Source organism: Pseudomonas sp. RL_5y_Pfl2_73 (assembly GCF_963970515.1).
Classification (GTDB): domain Bacteria; phylum Pseudomonadota; class Gammaproteobacteria; order Pseudomonadales; family Pseudomonadaceae; genus Aquipseudomonas.
Genome location: NZ_CAXAPD010000005.1, coordinates 254,113 through 272,176 on the forward strand (window position 1 = coordinate 254,113; position 18,064 = coordinate 272,176).

Consider the following 18,064-nt stretch of genomic DNA (forward strand, 5'->3'; position numbering starts at 1 on the left):
GTCCTTTACTTCCGATCTCTGGCAAAAAGCCCACAAAATCAGAAGCTTGTGTGCTCGGGTGAGCACGTTGTAGGGGCGCAGCCTTGGCCTTGTAGGGGATAGTAATGGTGCGTTATCTCCTGTCCTTATAAGGGTGAAGCTCAATAGGCGACCGTTTCGCTAAGTTGCCGTGACAACTTGGTTAATCCGTTCGCCATCCTTTGTAAGTTATCTCGTACACGCTCGCCGAGAATCGTTACGGATGGTATGAGCCATGCGATTTCACATAGTTCCGATCCACTCATCGCGATTTTCGAAATTTTTCGAAATATTATCGAAGATGGCACTGCCTTCAATATGATGGCACTTGCCGTTTCGTCCTTTATTAATGGGGAGTTAGGAGGGGTGGATGGTTTTGTGCCACTACCGATGAAAAAAATCGGTGCCACTACGCAAAAAACGTACGAGTGTCGAGTGAAGGAAAAGTTAGCGTAGAAGATGGTCGGTTTATTGGCGCCATAAAGTCGGCAATTCGGGCGGGGGGATAAGATGGCAAATAGGGAGGCCCCCAATCAGGGGGCGGTATAAAGTTTGTGCCTTATTCAGGGGCGTGATCGCGCAGGAAAACCAGTTTGTCCCGGCTCGACTGTTGAGCGTTGAAGCGGTAGCCCTGTACATCGAATTGGCTGAGTGCTGCTGGGTCGTCGATCCGTTCCTGAATCACGAATCGACTCATCAGGCCTCGGGCTTTCTTGGCGTAGAAGCTGATGATTTTGTACTGGCCATTTTTCAGGTCGCGGAATTCGGTATCGATGACGCGCGCTTTCAGTGCGCTGCGCTTGACCGCCGAGAAGTATTCATTGGAAGCCAGGTTCAGCAGTACGTCGTCGCCCTGGTCGGCGAGGGCTTCGTTCAGCCATTCGCTGATGCGCGTGCCCCAGAACGCATAAAGGTCCTTGCCCCGGGCATTGGCCAGCTTCGTGCCCATTTCCAGGCGATAGGGTTGCATCAGGTCCAGTGGCCGCAGCAGGCCATAGAGGCCAGAGAGCATGCGCAGGTGCTGCTGGGCGTAGTCGAAGTCGGCGTCGCCAAAGCTTTGCGCATCGAGGCCTGTGTACACGTCGCCCTTGAAGGCCAGCAGTGCCTGCTTGGCATTGGCCGGGGTGAACGCCGGCGTCCAACTGCCGAATCGCGCGGCATTGAGGCCGCCGATCTTGTCGGAGACGTGCATCAGCTCGCTGATCTGTGCTGGCGAGAGTTCACGCAGTTGCTCGATCAGCGCCTGGGAGTGATCCAGGTACTGCGGCTGGGTAAAACGCTCGGTGGCCGGCGGTGTTTCGTAATCGAGGGTCTTGGCGGGGGATATCACCATCAGCATGAAATCGTCTCCTTGAGGGTGCGGCGATTCTAGGGGGTTGTCCGGGTGGACTCCAGCTATTGGGGTGATAGGTGATGGATGGGCGAGTATTGACGGGCATTTTTGGTGAGGGCGTTGTGGGCGCAAGACTTGCTCGCGATTGCGGCAACTTGATTTCTGAAGGCGCGCGTCTCTGCTATCGCGGGCAAGTCTTGCTCCCACAGCGTCCTCTGGCCACAAGGGTATTGCGCCAGGATCGTCTATGATGCTGCGCGGGTTTCGTTATGGAGACATCCCTTTTGCGTATCGCTCTTCTGTTATCGGCCTGGCTGTTGAGCCTGGCTGCCATTGCCGCGCCCAACGACGTCGCGACCCTGGACCGCAGCACCTGGCCGGAACAGCTCACCAGCCCGACGCTGTTCGACGTGGCCTCGCGGGCCGAGATCCTGATGTTCGCCCGGGTCTTGCTGGACGTCGATGCCATGGACGAAATCGCGCTCAAGCAGTACCTGGGGTTGCGCACGGTCAATATGGTTGCGATCGACGCGCTTCGTGCCCGGCTGTGGCAGCGGCTGCTGGTCAATTACAACTTTGCCCAGCGCAGCTGCGATCAGGACGCGTCCTTCTGTTACCTGGTCGAGGACATGGCGAGCCTGCGCGAAGAGGCGCGCAGGTTCCATCTGGATGACAACTCCTACTACATCAAGTGGGCCGCGCCGAGCCAGATTTTTCATACCCAATATCGCGACGAACTGCTGCGTAAAGCCGCACTTTTTCCGCAAACGAGCAGCGAAGTCGAACGTTTCGGCGATTACGAGCGAAACGGCGACGACATGAACGACCGCCTGTTCCTGCTGACCTTCGACAGCGCCGCCAACGCCGTGCCGGACAACACCCCGTGGCTGGCCGAATACCTGCGCAAGGCGAACATCAATGGCACCTTCTTCGTGCTGGGCAAGGACATCCAAGCGCGGTTGCAAGAGGGGTCGGTCAACAATCTCCAGGCGTTGTATTCGAGACAATGTGTGGGCGTGCAGGGGTGGGAGTTCCGCTCCCACAGCTATTGGCAGGACTGGCAAGACTCGGTCCGACGCAGTGTCGAGCTGGTCAAGGGCAAGCTGCCCGAAAATTACGTACCGCTGTTCCGTCCGCCCCAAGGCCAGCGTCGTGGCGACGCGCAAGCGTTCTTCCGCCAGCAGGGCTTGCAAGTGGCGCTGTGGGACATCGACCCCCAGGACAGCAACAATCGGCTCAAGCCTGAGCAAAGCGCCCAGCGCGTACTGACCCTGATGCTGCTGTGGCGCCACGGGGTGATCAATTTCAATGCCAAGCAGGATGGGGTAAAAACGGCAATGCCCTGGCTCATGGCGCAGACGGCGCAAAGCGGGATCGGTTGGGCGGACTGCCAGGAAGCGTTTCGCTGAAACCTGAAAAGGCCCGGAAACATTGGAGAAAGAGGGAAAACCGGCGCGCAATCATGACAACCGGACTTCCGACTTTAACGGCGCAACGGCGGTACGCCAAGGGTTATTCGTCACTCTGAAAAATAAACTTCAAAAAAGCGTCAAAGTGCTTTTTCCTGTCATGGTTTTTGGAGTATCAAGAAGTCAGACCGCCGAAACCTGCAACACAGGTGGCGTCTTCCAAGACCCAGATTGTGTGCAGTTCACCTGAATCCTCGCGGGTGAATTCGGTGGCTACCTCGAGGCGCAGCACTGTCACGGTATTGCGTCGAATGGCCCCCACATAGGTGACCGAGTATGGATGACCACGGACGTAGCCCTTCCTCCAACCAGCCAATCCTCTATGTACTCGATACCAACGTATTGATCCACGACCCAAACGCCCTGCTGAACTTCGAAGAACACCACGTTGCCATCCCGATGACCGTGCTTGAGGAACTGGACAAACTCAAGGGCGGACACCACAGCGTAGCGGCCGAATGTCGGCAGGCGATCCGCCTGATCGACAAGACCCTGGGTGATGCCTCTCCGGAGGACGTTGAGCTCGGCGTTCCGATCCAGCGCGGCAAAAGTGGTCCCAAGGGCCTGCTTTCGATCCTGATGAGCAAGCGCACCGAACCCAACCTGGTGCTGCCTGAACACCTGAACGACAACATCATCATCAACCAGTTGATCGACCTGCGCGCGCGCGCCCAGGACCAGGCCGTGGTGCTGGTGACCAAAGACATCAACATGCGCCTCAAGGCCCGCGCCTGCGGGATCGCGGCGGAAGACTACAGCACCGACCAGCTGGTCGACGACGTCTCGCTGTTGCCCAATGGCTACCACACCATGACAGGCTCCTTCTGGGACCGTGTGAGCAAGGTCGAGACCCGCCAGGACCACGGCCGCACCTGGCACCAGGTGCAGTTGATCGACAACCTGCCGGCGGTGCACATCAACGAGTTCATCATCGACGAACAAGGCTTCGTCGGCTGGATCAAGGAAATCCAGGTCGACAAACTGCTGATCCTCGACTTGCACCAGGAACCGCTGCTGCACCAGGAAGCCTGGGGCCTCAAGCCTCGTGACATCTACCAGAGCCTGGCCCTGTTCGCCTTGCTCGACCCGGATATCCACCTGGTCAACCTGTCCGGCGCCGCCGGTTCCGGCAAGACCATCCTGGCCCTGGCCGCTGCCATCGAGCAGACCATGGTCAGCAAGCGCTACCGGCGCATCATCGCCACCCGCAGTGTGCAGGGCCTGGACCAGGAAATCGGTTTCCTGCCCGGTACCGAAGCGGAAAAAATGGAGCCGTGGCTGGGGGCGATCACCGACAACCTCGAAGCCTTGCACATGGATGACGAAAGCACCCATGGCAGCGTCGACTACATCCTCAGCAAAGTGCCGTTGCAGTTCAAATCCCTCAACTACATTCGCGGGCGCAGCTTCCAGCAGAGCCTGATCCTGATCGACGAATGCCAGAACCTGACCCCGCACCAGATGAAAACCATCATCACCCGTGCCGGTGCCGGTTCCAAAGTGGTGTGCCTGGGTAACCTGGCGCAGATCGACACCCCTTACCTGTCCGCGACCAGCTCCGGGCTGACCTACCTGACCGAACGCTTCAAGGACTTCCCCAACGGGGTCCACATCACCCTGCAAGGCGTACCGCGCTCGATCCTGGCTGAATACGCCGAATCTCACCTGTAACCCCAGCCAAACCGGGCGACCCTATGGTCGCCCGGTTTTTATGGGTAAACGAAAACCCTGTGCGAGCTTGCTCCCACAGGGGATTTGCAGTTACAGATCCAATAGGGAAGCAGGTGCGACAATCAGCCCTGCCGGAATCTGACCCACGGGTTTACAATCGACACTCCCGATCAGGAGTAACCCTGTGCTGACTCATCTCGATTCCCAAGGTCGCGCCAATATGGTCGACGTGACCGACAAGGCCGTGACGTTCCGTGAAGCCACGGCCGAGGCCTTTGTGCACATGCTGCCCGACACGCTGAAGATGATCGTCAGCGGCGGTCACCCCAAGGGCGATGTGTTCGCCGTCGCACGTATTGCCGGCATCCAGGCTGCCAAGAAAACCAGTGACCTGATTCCGCTCTGCCACCCGCTGCTGCTCACTGGCGTCAAGGTCGAGCTCAATGCCGAAGGTGAGGACCGGGTGCGCATCGTCGCCCGTTGCAAACTGTCGGGGCAGACCGGCGTGGAAATGGAGGCCCTCACCGCCGCCAGTGTCGCGGCACTGACGATCTATGACATGTGCAAGGCCGTCGACCGTGGCATGACCATCGAAGGCGTGCGGGTGCTGGAAAAACTCGGCGGCAAGAGCGGTCACTTCCAGGCGGATGCGTCATGAAAATCACCGTGAAGTTCTTTGCCCGTTACCGTGAAGCGCTTGGCGTGGATTCGGTAAAGGTGGAAGGCGATTTCGCCACGGTCGACGATGTGCGCGTGCTGCTTGCCCAGCGTGACGGGGCCGAGGTGCTGAAGGAACAAAACCTGATGTGCGCGCGCAATGAAGACCTGTGCCAGCTCGACGAACCGCTGGCGGACGGCGATGAAGTGGCGTTCTTTCCCACCGTGACCGGAGGCTGAACCATGGCTATTCGTGTGCAGGTCGAACCGTTCGACGCAGGGGATGAAGTCAACGCGATGCACGCGGCCAATGTCGGCGTGGGTGCGGTGGTGAGTTTTGTCGGCTACGTGCGTGACTTCAATGACGGCCTCGATGTGTCCGGGATGTTCCTGGAGCATTACCCGGGCATGACCGAAAAGGCCCTGGGCAAGATCGCCGTCGAGGCCGAGCAGCGCTGGCCGCTGCTCAAGCTGGAGGTGCTGCACCGTATCGGTGCCCTGGAACCGGGCGAGCCAATTGTCTTCGTCGCAGCGGCCAGTGCCCATCGCCAGGCGGCGTTCGATGCCTGCGCCTTTGTCATGGACTACCTCAAGACCCGAGCGCCGTTCTGGAAGAAAGAAAACACGGTCGACGGTCCGCGCTGGGTCGAAGGGCGGGACAGTGATCATGCGGCGGCGGATCGCTGGAAGCAGTGAGCAGCTTGATGGTCCGCTATCGCGAGCTGGCTCGCTCCCACATTTGATCGGCGTGGCACACGAATGTCGTGTACGACACGGATTCCCCTGCTCGCGAAGGGGCCAGCAACCTCCCATCACATTCCCCTGTTTCCCCAATTGACGGTATGTACATTAAAGTCCAGTATGGACTTATAAGTACATACAAAGTCATCGCCCTACCTTTCTCTGCCAAACCAACAACAACCCGCGAGAGATCGATCATGAAAAAACTCCCCCTCATCACCGGCCTGGCCTTGAGCCTGTTGGCCTCAAGCAGCCTGTTCGCCGCTGAGAAAACCTTGCGCATCGGCATCGAGGCGGCGTACCCGCCCTTTGCTTCCAAGACCTCGGAAGGGAAGATCGAGGGCTTCGACTACGACATTGGCAATGCCCTGTGCGCGCAGATGCAGGTCAAGTGCGAGTGGATCGAAGGTGAGTTCGACGGGCTGATTCCGTCGCTCAAGGTGAAGAAGATCGACCTGGCGCTGTCGTCCATGACCATCACCGAAGAACGCAAGAAATCGGTGGATTTCACCCACAAGTATTACTTCACCTCATCGCGCCTGGTCATGAAGGAAGGGGCGGTGGTCGATGACCAGTACGCCAGCCTCAAGGACAAGACCGTCGGTGTGCAGCGGGCCACCACCACTGACCGCTACGCCACTGAAGTCTTCGAACCCAAGGGTGTGATCGTCAAGCGCTACAGCAACAACGAAGAAATCTACATGGACCTGGCATCCGGTCGCCTAGACGCGATTTTCGCCGACACCATTCCGCTGGAGGACTTCCTGTCGATGCCCCGTGGCAAGGGTTACGCCTTTGTCGGCCCCGAGCTCAAGGACCCAAAATACGTCGGCGAAGGAGCCGGTATCGCGGTGCGCAAGGGCAATACCCAACTGGTGACGGACTTGAACAAGGCCATCGATGGGATTAGGGCCAATGGGGAGTATCAGAAGATTCAGGGCAAATATTTCAAGTCAGACATCTACGGCGATTGATCAATCGCTATCGCGAGCAGGCTCGTTCCCACAGGGGATTTGCGTCGTACACGATGTCTGTGTGCAATGAGATCAAATGTGCGAGCCTGCTCGCGAATGCGTCAGGCCAGGCAACACAAAACCTCAGCCCTTCAACTCCTTCAAATGCTTGTACACCGTCGCCCGCCCCATGTTCAGCACATTGGCCACGTAGTTGGACGCGCTCTTGCCCTTAAACGCGCCCTCGGCATGCAGCGCCAGCACCAGCTCGCGTTTGTGGTCGCGGGTCAGCAGGTTCAGGCTCAATTGACGCTCGCGCATCCAGGCATGCAGGAAGGTGTTGATTCGCTCCTGCCAGTCATCGCGAAACAGTGAATCCGGCTGAGGAATCAACTTGCCGGGCGACAGGAACAGATCCAGCGCGGCCTTGGCATTCTCGAACAGCGAAATATTCAGGTTGATGCACAGCACCGCCAGCGGATGCCCGTCGGCGTCGCGCAGTACGCTGCTGAGGCTGCGAATCTTCTGTCCGTCCCAGTTCAATTTTTCGTAGGGCCCGATGTTACGTTCGCTGACGTCCTCGCTGAGCATGTCTTCCAGGGACGAGTCATCGCCAATTTCACGTTTGGACAGGTTATTGGCAATGTAATCGACTTTCTGGCTGCGCAGGTCGTGCAGTACCACTTCGGCGTGGGGGTAGAACAGCGTGGCGATAGCGTCGGCGATGGTACGGAAATTATCCAGTGCCGGATCGGGGTGAGGGGTGTTCATGGCAGGGCTCCAGGCAGCGTCGGCGCCCCGTGAAGCAGGGGCGCGGGGGAGTGTGCCGCAATCGTGGCGATGCGTCACCTGAGTGGGTTCATCCCAGGCGCCTGGGTGACAGCATGGTGCTGGTCAGGCCGAAACGGGCCAGGGCCTCGGGCAGCGGTTCGCCACGCACCAGCGCCGCGCTGGCTTGGCCCATGGCCGGCGAAGTCTGGATGCCGTAGCCACCCTGGGCCGCGACCCAGTACAGCCCGGGCACCTGAGGATCGAAACCGGACAGCAGGTCACCGTCGGGGACGAAACTGCGCAAGCCGGCCCAGGTGCGGGTCGGGCGGCGGATGGTCAGGGTGGTGGCTTCTTCGATCTGGTAGATGCCCATGGCGATGTCCAGCTCTTCCGGCTGTACGTCATGGGGTTCCACCGGGTCGGCGTTGGCCGGCGAGCCGAGGAACATGCCGGCGTCGGGCTTCATGTAGAAGGATTCGTCCAGGCTCACCAGCATCGGCCAATCATGGATGTCCACACCTTCGGGCCCGGCGAAGATGAAGGCCGCACGCCGTTTGGGCTGCAGCCCCAGCTTCCGGGCGCCGGCCATTTCGGCAATGTGATCGGCCCATGCACCTGCTGCATTGATCAGAAGCGGTGCCGTGAACGTCTGGTTGGCGGTTTTCACCTGCCATAACCCCTGGTCATCGCGGCTCAATTGCTGCACCTCGTTGTGGGTGTGCACTTCACCGCCATTGCGACGAATACCGCGCAGGTAGCCTTGGTGCAACGCATCGGTGTCGATGTCGCAGGCCGTGGGGTCGTAGATCGCCCCGTGGACCTTGTCCCGTCGCAGGATCGGCAACCGCACACAGGCTTCGTCGGCGTTGAGCAGTTGCATCTGCGGCACCGTGGCCTTGGCGCTGAGGTACTGGTTGTTCAACTCGGCCGGGTCACCGGTGAAGTCCACGGTCATTTCGCCCCGCGGGGTCAGCAGCGGGTGCTCGCAGAAACCGGCTGGCGGCGCGTCGAAAAAATTCCGGCTGGCCTGGGTCAGCGCCCGCACCTGAGGGGTGCCGTAGGCGGCGGTATACAACGCCGCCGAGCGTCCGGTGGAATGGTAGGCCGGATGGGATTCGCGTTCGAGCACAATGACCCGGCCGTGGGGCGCCAGCCAGTAACCGGTGGAAGCACCAGCAATGCCGCCGCCGATGATGATGAAATCTGCTGAGGTCATGAAGCTCTCCTGTCGAGCACATTGCTGGGCGTTTCCGAGAACCTGTGGGGGCGAGCCTGCTCGCGATAGCGGTGTGTCAGCCACATATTTTTATCTGATACACCGCTATCGCGAGCAGGCTCGCTCCCACAAGGGGAAATGGGTGTGTCAGTTATGCAACCGGTAAAGCGCATTCGCCAGCGCAACGTCTTCCAGCCCCAGGCCAATGGAACGGAAGAACACATGGCGTTCATAGCTTGGGCGCGCCACCCGTCCGCTGAGCAACTCGGGCAAATCGCCGACAATGCGCGACGCGTCCCAGCCATGCAGTTCGCCGGCCATCAGCATCTCACCGGCCGAGCCCGGGGTGGTCTGACGATAGTCGCAGAACACGTCCATGTCGTTGAGGCTTTGAGGGGGGACTTCATGGGCGCGTGGGGCGTTGGTGCTGATGGAGGTGATCAGCGCCGGTTTGCCCAGGGTCTGCGGGTCGAGTACCGCTTTGGCGGACGAGGTGCAGAGCATCACCACGTCGGCGTCATGCAGCGCGGCTTCAAGGGAGTCGGCGATGTGCAGGCGTGGGTCCAGGCCGGTGATGGAGGCAAGTGCTTGCGCTGACTTGGTCTTCAGGCCTGGTGAATAGAGGCTGATCGCTTGCCAGTCCCGCAGGCCCTTGACGTATTGCACGTGTGCCCGCGCCACGGCACCGCTGCCAATGACCGCCAGGCGCCGGGCGTTGTGCGGGGCGAGGGCATCGACGGCAACAGCCGTGGTGGCAGCGGTGCGGGCGGTGGTCAACTCGGCGGCATCGCACAGCAGCAGCGGCTGGCCGGTCTGCATCGACATCAGCAAGGTCCAGGCGGTCACCAGCGGGCCTTGCTCGCGCACGATGTAGGGCGAGGTCTTGACCCCGTAGACCTGGTCTTCAGCCAGCACCCCGAGGTAGTTGATGAAGTCTCCGGCGCCCTGGGGAAATACCACCAGTTGCTGGGGCGGCTGCACTGCTTGTCCGGCGGCGAGGTCGCGGAACAGCTTGCGCAGGATGTGCGGTACGTCGATTTGCCCGAGCAGTTCTCGGGCCTGGGCTTGGGTGATGACATAAGGCGTGCTGGACATCGTGGACTCCGGAGCGCTTTTATAAACTATTTTGTCTATTATGGACTTTTAGTTTTGTTGGGCAATATCCCGAGGCAAAAAAAGCGCAGCCTGTCTGGCTGCGCTTTTTCTGTGGTGCGCCAGGCATGGCGCGTAGCGCCGTGACTGGCGCTGTTCAGCTCACTATGGTGGTGAGCCGAACGACTTGGAGGTGAAAGTCCTCTACACACCCGGCAAGGGGAAGTGTTAGCCAGAGGCAAGGGTGTCGCGGGTGACTGCGAATCTGAAGGAAGCCTGAGGCAAAATGCTGGCCTGACGAATAGGAAGCGGATGAGGCGGTACAGTGGGGTAAGACGGCCACAATCGTCAAAGCCCGATACTTGCACAGAACGTGTGACGTATATCCGAGAGGCATAAGCAGGAAGGTCGCGCGAATTACCCTGGGAGATCTGCACGCTTGCCAGTGTGCTACCGAGCGTCGAGAGGCGGCGGGATGAGCGTGCAGAAGTCAGCCGAGGCCGTAGTAAGTGACGAATGACTCTGTCACCAAGGGCCGAACAGGTTATGCCGCCAGTAGGCGTCAGAGTCTCGTCGAATGTCCGAAAAGCAGAAATCTCTCCACAAGAGGGCTGTAACCCCAGGCTCTGGACGGAATCCAGGGTTTGCGGCTGGCAGTGCGCAGGCATCGGCGGCGTCTGTGACGTGGACGAACGCGGAGCCGGACACGCTGATGGAGCGGGTGCTTGCACCGGCCAACCTCAGGCGTGCTTATCGACGTGTGGTCAGCAACAAGGGCGCACCGGGTGCCGATGGCATGAAGGTCGATCAACTGGCGGACTACACGAAACAGTATTGGCCGACTCTCAAGGCTCGGTTGCTGGCCGGCGCGTATCACCCGCAAGGTGTGCGCGCTGTTGAAATCCCAAAACCCAAAGGTGGAACACGGCAGTTGGGCATACCCTGTGTCGTGGATCGCCTGATCCAGCAGGCCCTGCTGCAACAGCTCACGCCGATCTTCGACCCTCTGTTCTCGGACTACAGCTACGGTTTTCGTCCGGGTAGAAACGCTCATCAAGCCATTGAAACTGCCCGTGCCCATGTGGTGGTGGGTCACCGCTGGTGCGTGGAACTTGATCTGGAAAAGTTCTTTGACCGGGTCAATCACGATGTATTGATGGCCTACATCGAGCGTCAAATCGAAGACAAGCGTGTGCTCAGACTGATCCGTCGCTATCTCGAAGCGGGAACGATGTCAGGCGGACTCGTCAGCCGACGGCAGGAAGGGACGCCACAAGGCGGCCCGCTCTCGTCGTTGCTGTCGAACATCCTGCTCAACGAACTCGATCGCGAACTGGAACGGCGGGGTCATCGCTTCGTGCGTTATGCCGACGATGCGAACATTTATGTGCGCAGTCGCCGTGCTGGCGAACGAGTGCTGGCCGGGGTTGAGCGCTTCCTGAATCAGCGTTTGAAACTAACGCTGAATCGGGAAAAGAGCCGTGTGGCGCGGCCATGGGTCTGTGATTATTTGGGTTACGGGATGAGCTGGCATAAACAGCCGAATCTGAAAGTAGCAACGATGAGCCTGAATCGCTTGCGTGATCGGCTCAGAGAGCTGCTGCACGGCGCACAGGGTTGCAAGATGGCTACGATCATCGAGCGAATAAATCCGGTACTACGTGGTTGGGCGGGCTATTTCCAGCTTAGCCGAAGCAGAAGGCCACTTGAAGAACTGGACGGCTGGGTGCGGCGCAAGCTTCGCTGCGTCCTCTGGCGTCAATGGAAGTGGCCCTCCACGAGGGCACGCAACCTGATGCGCCTGGGACTCAAAGAGGAGCGGGCCTGCAAATCAGCGTTCAATGGCCGCGGCCCATGGTGGAACTCGGGAGCGTCACATATGAATCAGGCGCTGGCGAAGAAACGATGGGACAACTTCGGCCTGGTCTCGATACTGGACACGATAAACCGACTTAACCGTATAACCTGAACCGCCGTATACGGAACCGTACGTACGGTGGTGTGAGAGGACGGCGGATGTGAATCCGCCTCCTACTCGATGAGAGACGGTTAAGGGCGCTTGCGCTCAACCGGTCGCAACAAATGCGTCGGTGGCATTTCACAACTGATCTTGCGACCCAGCAGCGCCTCGATCGACGGCAACTGATAAGAGTCATCTTCACCAGCGAAGCTGATCGAAACCCCGGCGGCCCCGGCACGACCGGTACGGCCGATGCGGTGCACGTAGTCGTCCGGCACTTCCGGCAGGGTGAAGTTGATCACGTGGCTGATGCCGTCGATGTGGATGCCGCGACCGGCCACGTCAGTGGCGACCAATACACGGATCTTGCCTTCGCGGAAGCCTTCGAGGGTCTTGATGCGCTTGTGTTGCGGCACGTCGCCCGAGAGCTGGGCCGCGTTGACGCCATCGCGCACCAGGCGTTCTTCGATACGCCGCACTTCATCCTTGCGGTTGGCGAACACCATCACCCGTTCCCAACCGTTGTCGTTGACCAGGTTGTAGAGCAGCTTGTACTTGTCGGCACCGGCGACTGCGTAGATGTGTTGCTCGACGTTTTCGCTGGCGACGTTCTCGGCTTCGATCTCGACGATGGCGGGGTCGGTGGTCCACTGCTTGGCCAAGTTCATCACGTCTTCGGTGAAGGTGGCGGAGAACAGCAGGGTCTGGCGTTCGCTTTTCGGTGGGGTCTGGCGAATGATCTGGCGTACTTGGGGGATGAAGCCCATGTCGAGCATGCGGTCGGCTTCGTCCAGGACCATCACTTCGACCATGTCCAGGTGCACGTCGCCGCGCTGGTTGAAGTCCAGCAGGCGGCCCGGCGTGGCGACCAGAATGTCGCAGTGGCGGGCTTCGAGGTGCTTGAGTTGCTTGTCGAAGTCCATGCCGCCCACGAACGTCATGACGTTCAGGCCGGTGTACTTGGTCAGGTCGGCGGCATCCTTGGCGATCTGCACCACCAGCTCGCGGGTCGGCGCGATGATCAGCGCCCGTGGCTCGCCCATGTAGCGTTCCTTGGGCGGCGGGGTCTGGAGCAACTGGGTGATGATGGAGATCAGAAACGCGGCGGTCTTGCCGGTGCCGGTCTGGGCGCGACCGATGGCGTCTTTGCCCGCGAGGGTGAAGCCCAGCACCTGCGCCTGGATCGGCGTGCAATACGGGAAACCCAGGTCCTGGATGGCATGCATCAGTTCCGGGGCGAGCTTGAAGTCGTGGAAGCGGGTCTTGCCTTCCTGGGGTTCTACGACGAAGTCCTCAAGCTTCCAGGCGACGACCGGCGGTTTCGGTGCGCGTTCACGCCGTGGCCTGGGGGCTTCGTTGCGTGACTTTTCCGCTGCCGGGGCGGTGACAGGCTGGGCGGTCGGCGGCGTCACCGACTCTTTTGTCGCGCCTGCAACAGGTGCAGTGCGGCGCGGTTGTTGTGCATCGGTACGGCTCGGGCCGTGGGTCGGCGCAGTGGAGCCAGGCGCGAGTTGCTCGGCCTCGCTTTTACCGAACATCTTCTTGAGTGCTTTGAGCACGGTCATCTCATCGATTGGTTAAGGAATGTACGCCGGCCAGTGTAATGCAAGAAACGGGCGCGGCGTAGTGTGATCGTCAAAGGACCGGTGTGGTGATCAGCCTCATTAGCGCAACCGCTCGGCCAGCCAGGTGCCGATGTCGCGGATCTCTTCGGGTAACACTTCGTGGCCCATTGGGTATTCTTGCCATATCACGGTGACACCATGTTGCGTTAAATACTCTTTCGCGGTTCGGCCCATGGGGTTGAGTACCACTTCGTCGTATTGCCCGTGCAGCGCCAGGACCGGAATGCGTTGCTGGCTGGCCGACAATTGCAGTTCATCGCTGAAAGTCGGTGCATAAGTAGACAGTGCGACCACGCCGCCCAGAGGCCCCTGCCATTTCACGAATGCCGTGTGATAGACCACCGCGCCGCCCTGGGAGAAACCCGCCAAAAAAATTCGCGAGGCGTCTATTCCGCAGGCTCGCTGGGTTTCGATCAAATCGATGACCCGTTGTGCCGAGACTTCGAGTTGCTGTTCGTCAATGGCCCGCGCCGGGCTCAAGGCCCGGATGTCGTACCAACTGGGCATGGCGTAGCCGCCGTTGATCGTAACTGGTTGGGTCGGTGCCTGGGGTAGAACGAAACGTGTGCTGAGCAAACTGTGCTGCAGGATTTCGGCGACCGGCAGGAAATCAAAACGATCGGCGCCCAGGCCGTGGAGCCAGATAACACACGCGTCGGCGGTGCTTTCGGGCTCGAGAATCAGGGGGTCGGTCATGGTTGTGCTCCAAATCTGTGCGGGCGCGCCCAATCAGTGCGTTATTACAGTGCGTGCCCGGTGTCTCAGTTAATTAGATGTCGCAACGTTGAAAGTTTTTGTCTTGACGTGTTTTCCAAGGGCTAAGCGCAGCGGTCTGGTACGGGCTTTGCTATGTGTGTACCTGAGTGATGATTCTTACGCTGTGCGGTAACACTATCAGTTCACCGCTACGCATGGGATATCAGAAATCCGGTGATGAATGTTCGCCAACAGCCGCTACGGGCTTCGCGAACGTGAAGGGCTACAGCCCGTTCGGCCGATTGGTGAGAGATGGGCATGACCACTGTTTACGGACATCCTCATTATTAGACTCATAGCGAAGGTCCAGACGTCGGTTGACCCTAAAAAAAGCCAACAAGGGTCGGCAATGCCCCAAAAGGGTGCGACAGGGCTCGAGCTCCGACACAACAAGAGCAAAACTGGAGGTTTGAATGAAGTTACTGAAATCCACCCTGGCCGTCGTGACTGCAGCAGCAGTACTTGGTGTCAGCGGGTTCGCTCAGGCGGGTGCAACTCTGGATGCCGTGCAGAAGAAAGGTTTTGTGCAATGTGGTGTGAGTGATGGCCTGCCGGGTTTCTCGGTGCCTGATTCGACCGGCAAGATCCTGGGCATCGACGCTGACTTCTGTCGTGCTGTGGCCGCCGCCGTCTTCGGCGACGCGAACAAAGTGAAATTCAGCCAACTGAACGCCAAGGAGCGTTTCACCGCACTGCAGTCTGGTGAAATTGACATCCTGTCGCGCAACACCACCATGACCAGTTCCCGTGACTCGGGCATGGGCCTGAAGTTCCCAGGCTTCATTACTTATTACGACGGCATCGGCTTCCTGGTAAACCAAAAGCTGGGCGTCAAGAGCGCCAAGGAACTGGACGGTGCAACCATCTGCATCCAGGCCGGTACCACCACCGAACTGAACGTTTCCGACTACTTCCGCGGCAACGGCCTTAAATACACCCCGATCACCTTCGACACCTCCGATGAAAGCGCCAAGTCGCTGGAATCTGGCCGTTGCGACGTACTGACCTCCGACAAGTCCCAGCTGTTCGCCCAGCGCAGCAAGCTGGCTTCGCCGAAGGACTATGTGGTTCTGCCGGAAACCATCTCCAAGGAGCCCCTGGGCCCGGTCGTGCGTAATGGCGATGACGAGTGGCTGGCCGTTGTGCGTTGGACTGGCTACGCCATGCTCAATGCTGAAGAAGCCGGCATCACTTCGAAAAACGTCGAGGCTGAAGCCAAGTCCACCAAGAACCCTGATGTGGCTCGTATGCTCGGTGCCGACGGTGAGTACGGCAAGGACCTGAAACTGCCGAAAGACTGGGTCGTGCAGATCGTCAAGCAAGTCGGCAACTACGGTGAAGTGTTCGAGCGCAACCTCGGCAAAGGCACCGCGCTGGAAATCGATCGCGGCTTGAACGCGCTGTGGACCAACGGCGGCATTCAATACGCACCACCAGTGCGCTGATGGTTCTGTCACCCGGTGGGCCAACCACCGGGTGATGTTCTGTTCCATTCTTTGCGGGGCACTTCATGCAAAATTCAATCGGCGCACCTAAGCAGAGGCTCAGCCTCAGCGATCCACGAGTGCGTGCGTGGGTATTTCAGATCGTCACCATCGTGGCGGTTATTTCGCTGGGTTGGTTTCTGTTCGATAACACGCAGACCAACCTCGAGCACCGGGGCATCACTTCCGGTTTCAGCTTCTTGGAGCGTAGTGCCGGTTTCGGCATCGCTCAAACCCTGATCGACTATACCGAGGCGGACAGTTATGCCCGCGTCTTTGTCATCGGGCTGCTCAATACGCTGCTGGTGACATTCATCGGTGTCATCCTGGCGACGATTCTCGGTTTCATCGTCGGTGTGGCCCGACTGTCGAAAAACTGGATCATCGCCAAAGTAGCGACGGTTTATGTGGAGGTTTTCCGCAACATCCCGCCGCTGCTACAGATCCTGTTCTGGTACTTCGCGGTGTTCCTGACCATGCCGGGGCCGCGGGCCGCCCATAACTTCGGCGACGCTTTCTTTGTCAGCAGCCGGGGTTTGAACATGCCGGGCGCGCTGATTGCGGACGGGTACTGGCCGTTTGTGGTCAGCGTCGTGCTGGCCATCGTTGCCGTAGTGCTGATGACGCGCTGGGCGAATAAGCGTTTCGAAGCAACCGGCGAGCCGTTCCACAAATTCTGGGTTGGCCTGGCGCTGTTTCTGGCAATCCCGGCACTGTGCACCCTCATCTTCGGCGCGCCTGTGCGTTGGGAAATGCCGACGCTGCAAGGCTTCAACTTCGTCGGTGGTTGGGTGCTGATCCCGGAATTGCTGGCCTTGACCCTGGCGCTGACGGTGTACACCGCGGCGTTCATCGCCGAAATCGTGCGTTCGGGCATCAAGTCGGTGAGCCATGGTCAGACCGAGGCGGCTCACTCGCTGGGCCTGCGCAACGGGCCGACCCTGCGCAAGGTGATTATCCCGCAAGCCATGCGTGTGATCATCCCACCGCTGACCAGCCAATACCTGAACCTGGCGAAGAACTCTTCGCTGGCGGCCGGTATCGGTTACCCGGAAATGGTTTCGCTGTTTGCCGGCACGGTGTTGAACCAGACCGGCCAGGCCATCGAGGTGATCGCGATCACCATGAGCGTGTACCTGGCGATCAGTATCAGCATTTCCTTGCTGATGAACTGGTACAACAAGCGCATTGCGCTGATCGAGCGGTGAGGAAAAGCGCATGACATCCCATACTTTCAAACCTGATATGCCGCCGCCGAGCAAAGTGTTCGGGCCGGTGGCATGGATGCGCGCGAACATGTTCTCCAGCTGGCTCAATACGCTGCTGACGCTGTTCGCCTTCTACCTGATTTACCTGGTGGTCCCGCCGATCCTCAGTTGGGCGATCCTCGATGCCAACTGGGTCGGCACCACGCAGGCCGACTGCACCAAGGACGGCGCCTGCTGGGTGTTCGTCCAGCAGCGTTTCGGCCAGTTCATGTACGGCTATTACCCGACGGGCCTGCGCTGGCGCGTTGATCTGACCGTGTGGCTGGCCGTGCTCGGTGTTGCGCCGCTGTTCATCTCGCGCTTCCCGCGTAAGGCGGTCTACGGCCTGAGCTTTCTGGTACTGTACCCGATCATCGCCTGGTGCCTGCTGCACGGTGGCGTATTCGGCCTGAAGACCGTGGCAACCAGCCAATGGGGCGGCCTGATGCTGACCCTGGTGATTGCCACCGTCGGTATCGCCGGTGCATTGCCGCTGGGTATCGTCCTGGCCCTGGGTCGGCGCTCGAACATGCCAGCGATTCGCGTCGTCTGCGTGACGTTCATCGAGTTCTGGCGCGGCGTGCCGTTGATCACTGTACTGTTCATGTCGTCGGTGATGCTGCCGCTGTTCCTGCCCGAAGGCATGAACTTCGATAAGCTGCTGCGGGCGCTGATCGGGGTGATCCTGTTCCAGTCGGCCTACGTGGCCGAAGTGGTGCGCGGTGGCCTGCAAGCCATTCCCAAGGGTCAGTACGAAGCGGCTGCGGCAATGGGCCTGGGTTACTGGCGCAGCATGGGCCTGGTGATTTTGCCGCAAGCCCTGAAGCTGGTGATTCCGGGTATCGTCAACACCTTCATTGCATTGTTCAAGGACACGAGCCTGGTGATCATCATCGGTCTGTTCGACCTGCTCAACAGCGTGAAGCAAGCCGCCGCCGACCCGAAATGGCTGGGCATGGCGACTGAAGGCTATGTGTTCGCCGCCCTGGTGTTCTGGATTTTCTGTTTTGGTATGTCCCGCTATTCCATGCATTTGGAACGCAAGCTGGACACTGGCCACAAGCGTTAGGA

17 protein-coding genes are annotated in these 18,064 nt (G+C 59.5%); 11 read left to right on the top strand and 6 right to left on the bottom strand.

From position 1 onward, the window contains the following. Nucleotides 1-246 precede the first annotated feature (246 nt). Nucleotides 247-474: a hypothetical protein gene (locus tag AACY42_RS07255; protein ID WP_339478147.1), complete on the top strand. Its 228-nt coding sequence runs from the start codon at nt 247-249 to the stop codon at nt 472-474. Nucleotides 475-577: 103 nt separating this feature from the next. Here AACY42_RS07255 and yaaA read toward each other — a convergent pair whose 3' ends face one another. Then, complete coding sequence (gene yaaA, locus AACY42_RS07260) at nt 578-1,357, bottom strand: peroxide stress protein YaaA (protein ID WP_339478149.1); 780 nt, start codon at nt 1,355-1,357, stop codon at nt 578-580. Between the two features lie 278 nt (nt 1,358-1,635). Between yaaA and AACY42_RS07265 the strand changes: the two genes are divergently transcribed. From AACY42_RS07265 to AACY42_RS07290, 6 genes are all read left to right on the top strand, one after another. Next, nucleotides 1,636-2,760, top strand: coding sequence for a polysaccharide deacetylase family protein (locus AACY42_RS07265; RefSeq protein ID WP_339478151.1), 1,125 nt, complete (start codon nt 1,636-1,638; stop codon nt 2,758-2,760). A gap of 336 nt (nt 2,761-3,096) precedes the next feature. Beyond that, nucleotides 3,097-4,491, top strand: a complete 1,395-nt coding sequence (locus AACY42_RS07270) for a PhoH family protein (RefSeq protein ID WP_339478153.1) — start codon at nt 3,097-3,099, stop codon at nt 4,489-4,491. 184 nt (nt 4,492-4,675) lie between these two features. Beyond that, the gene (moaC, locus tag AACY42_RS07275) at nt 4,676-5,149 is read left to right on the top strand and encodes a cyclic pyranopterin monophosphate synthase MoaC (protein ID WP_339478157.1); all 474 of its coding nucleotides are present in this window, start codon (nt 4,676-4,678) and stop codon (nt 5,147-5,149) included. Next, a complete protein-coding gene (locus AACY42_RS07280; protein ID WP_339478160.1) occupies nt 5,146-5,388 on the top strand; it encodes a MoaD family protein in 243 nt (80 codons plus the stop codon). Before moaC ends, AACY42_RS07280 begins: the two co-directional genes overlap by 4 nt. 3 nt (nt 5,389-5,391) lie before the next feature. Continuing rightward, nucleotides 5,392-5,844 (top strand): molybdopterin synthase catalytic subunit MoaE, encoded by a 453-nt coding sequence (moaE, locus tag AACY42_RS07285; RefSeq protein ID WP_339478162.1) that lies wholly within the window; start codon nt 5,392-5,394, stop codon nt 5,842-5,844. 242 nt (nt 5,845-6,086) lie between these two features. Further along, a complete protein-coding gene (locus tag AACY42_RS07290; RefSeq protein ID WP_339478164.1) occupies nt 6,087-6,863 on the top strand; it encodes an ABC transporter substrate-binding protein in 777 nt (258 codons plus the stop codon). Between the two features lie 123 nt (nt 6,864-6,986). On the opposite strand, the gene AACY42_RS07295 is transcribed toward AACY42_RS07290, so the two are convergent. The 3 genes from AACY42_RS07295 to AACY42_RS07305 all read right to left on the bottom strand — a co-directional run bounded on the left by AACY42_RS07295 (nt 6,987) and on the right by AACY42_RS07305 (nt 9,924). Next, nucleotides 6,987-7,613 (bottom strand): helix-turn-helix transcriptional regulator, encoded by a 627-nt coding sequence (locus tag AACY42_RS07295; RefSeq protein ID WP_339478167.1) that lies wholly within the window; start codon nt 7,611-7,613, stop codon nt 6,987-6,989. 88 nt (nt 7,614-7,701) lie between these two features. Next, nucleotides 7,702-8,829 carry an NAD(P)/FAD-dependent oxidoreductase gene (locus AACY42_RS07300; RefSeq protein WP_339478169.1) on the bottom strand — a complete coding sequence of 376 codons (1,128 nt, stop codon included), beginning with the start codon at nt 8,827-8,829 and terminating at the stop codon, nt 7,702-7,704. Between the two features lie 147 nt (nt 8,830-8,976). Continuing rightward, complete coding sequence (locus AACY42_RS07305) at nt 8,977-9,924, bottom strand: ornithine cyclodeaminase family protein (protein ID WP_339478172.1); 948 nt, start codon at nt 9,922-9,924, stop codon at nt 8,977-8,979. Nucleotides 9,925-10,498: 574 nt separating this feature from the next. Between AACY42_RS07305 and ltrA the strand changes: the two genes are divergently transcribed. Beyond that, complete coding sequence (gene ltrA, locus AACY42_RS07310; protein ID WP_445261737.1) at nt 10,499-11,890, top strand: group II intron reverse transcriptase/maturase; 1,392 nt, start codon at nt 10,499-10,501, stop codon at nt 11,888-11,890. Nucleotides 11,891-11,970: 80 nt separating this feature from the next. On the opposite strand, the gene rhlB is transcribed toward ltrA, so the two are convergent. Continuing rightward, nucleotides 11,971-13,446, bottom strand: a complete 1,476-nt coding sequence (gene rhlB / locus AACY42_RS07315; protein ID WP_339478174.1) for an ATP-dependent RNA helicase RhlB — start codon at nt 13,444-13,446, stop codon at nt 11,971-11,973. A 99-nt stretch (nt 13,447-13,545) separates the two neighbouring features. Further along, nucleotides 13,546-14,202, bottom strand: coding sequence for an alpha/beta hydrolase (locus AACY42_RS07320; protein ID WP_339478177.1), 657 nt, complete (start codon nt 14,200-14,202; stop codon nt 13,546-13,548). A 473-nt stretch (nt 14,203-14,675) separates the two neighbouring features. On the opposite strand from AACY42_RS07320, the gene AACY42_RS07325 reads away from it, so the two are divergent. The 3 genes from AACY42_RS07325 to AACY42_RS07335 all read left to right on the top strand — a co-directional run bounded on the left by AACY42_RS07325 (nt 14,676) and on the right by AACY42_RS07335 (nt 18,062). After that, nucleotides 14,676-15,707, top strand: coding sequence for an amino acid ABC transporter substrate-binding protein (locus tag AACY42_RS07325; RefSeq protein WP_339478180.1), 1,032 nt, complete (start codon nt 14,676-14,678; stop codon nt 15,705-15,707). Between the two features lie 65 nt (nt 15,708-15,772). Continuing rightward, the gene (locus AACY42_RS07330; protein WP_339478182.1) at nt 15,773-16,954 is read left to right on the top strand and encodes an amino acid ABC transporter permease; all 1,182 of its coding nucleotides are present in this window, start codon (nt 15,773-15,775) and stop codon (nt 16,952-16,954) included. 10 nt (nt 16,955-16,964) lie between these two features. Next, nucleotides 16,965-18,062 (top strand): amino acid ABC transporter permease, encoded by a 1,098-nt coding sequence (locus AACY42_RS07335; protein WP_339478184.1) that lies wholly within the window; start codon nt 16,965-16,967, stop codon nt 18,060-18,062. Nucleotides 18,063-18,064 lie beyond the last annotated feature (2 nt).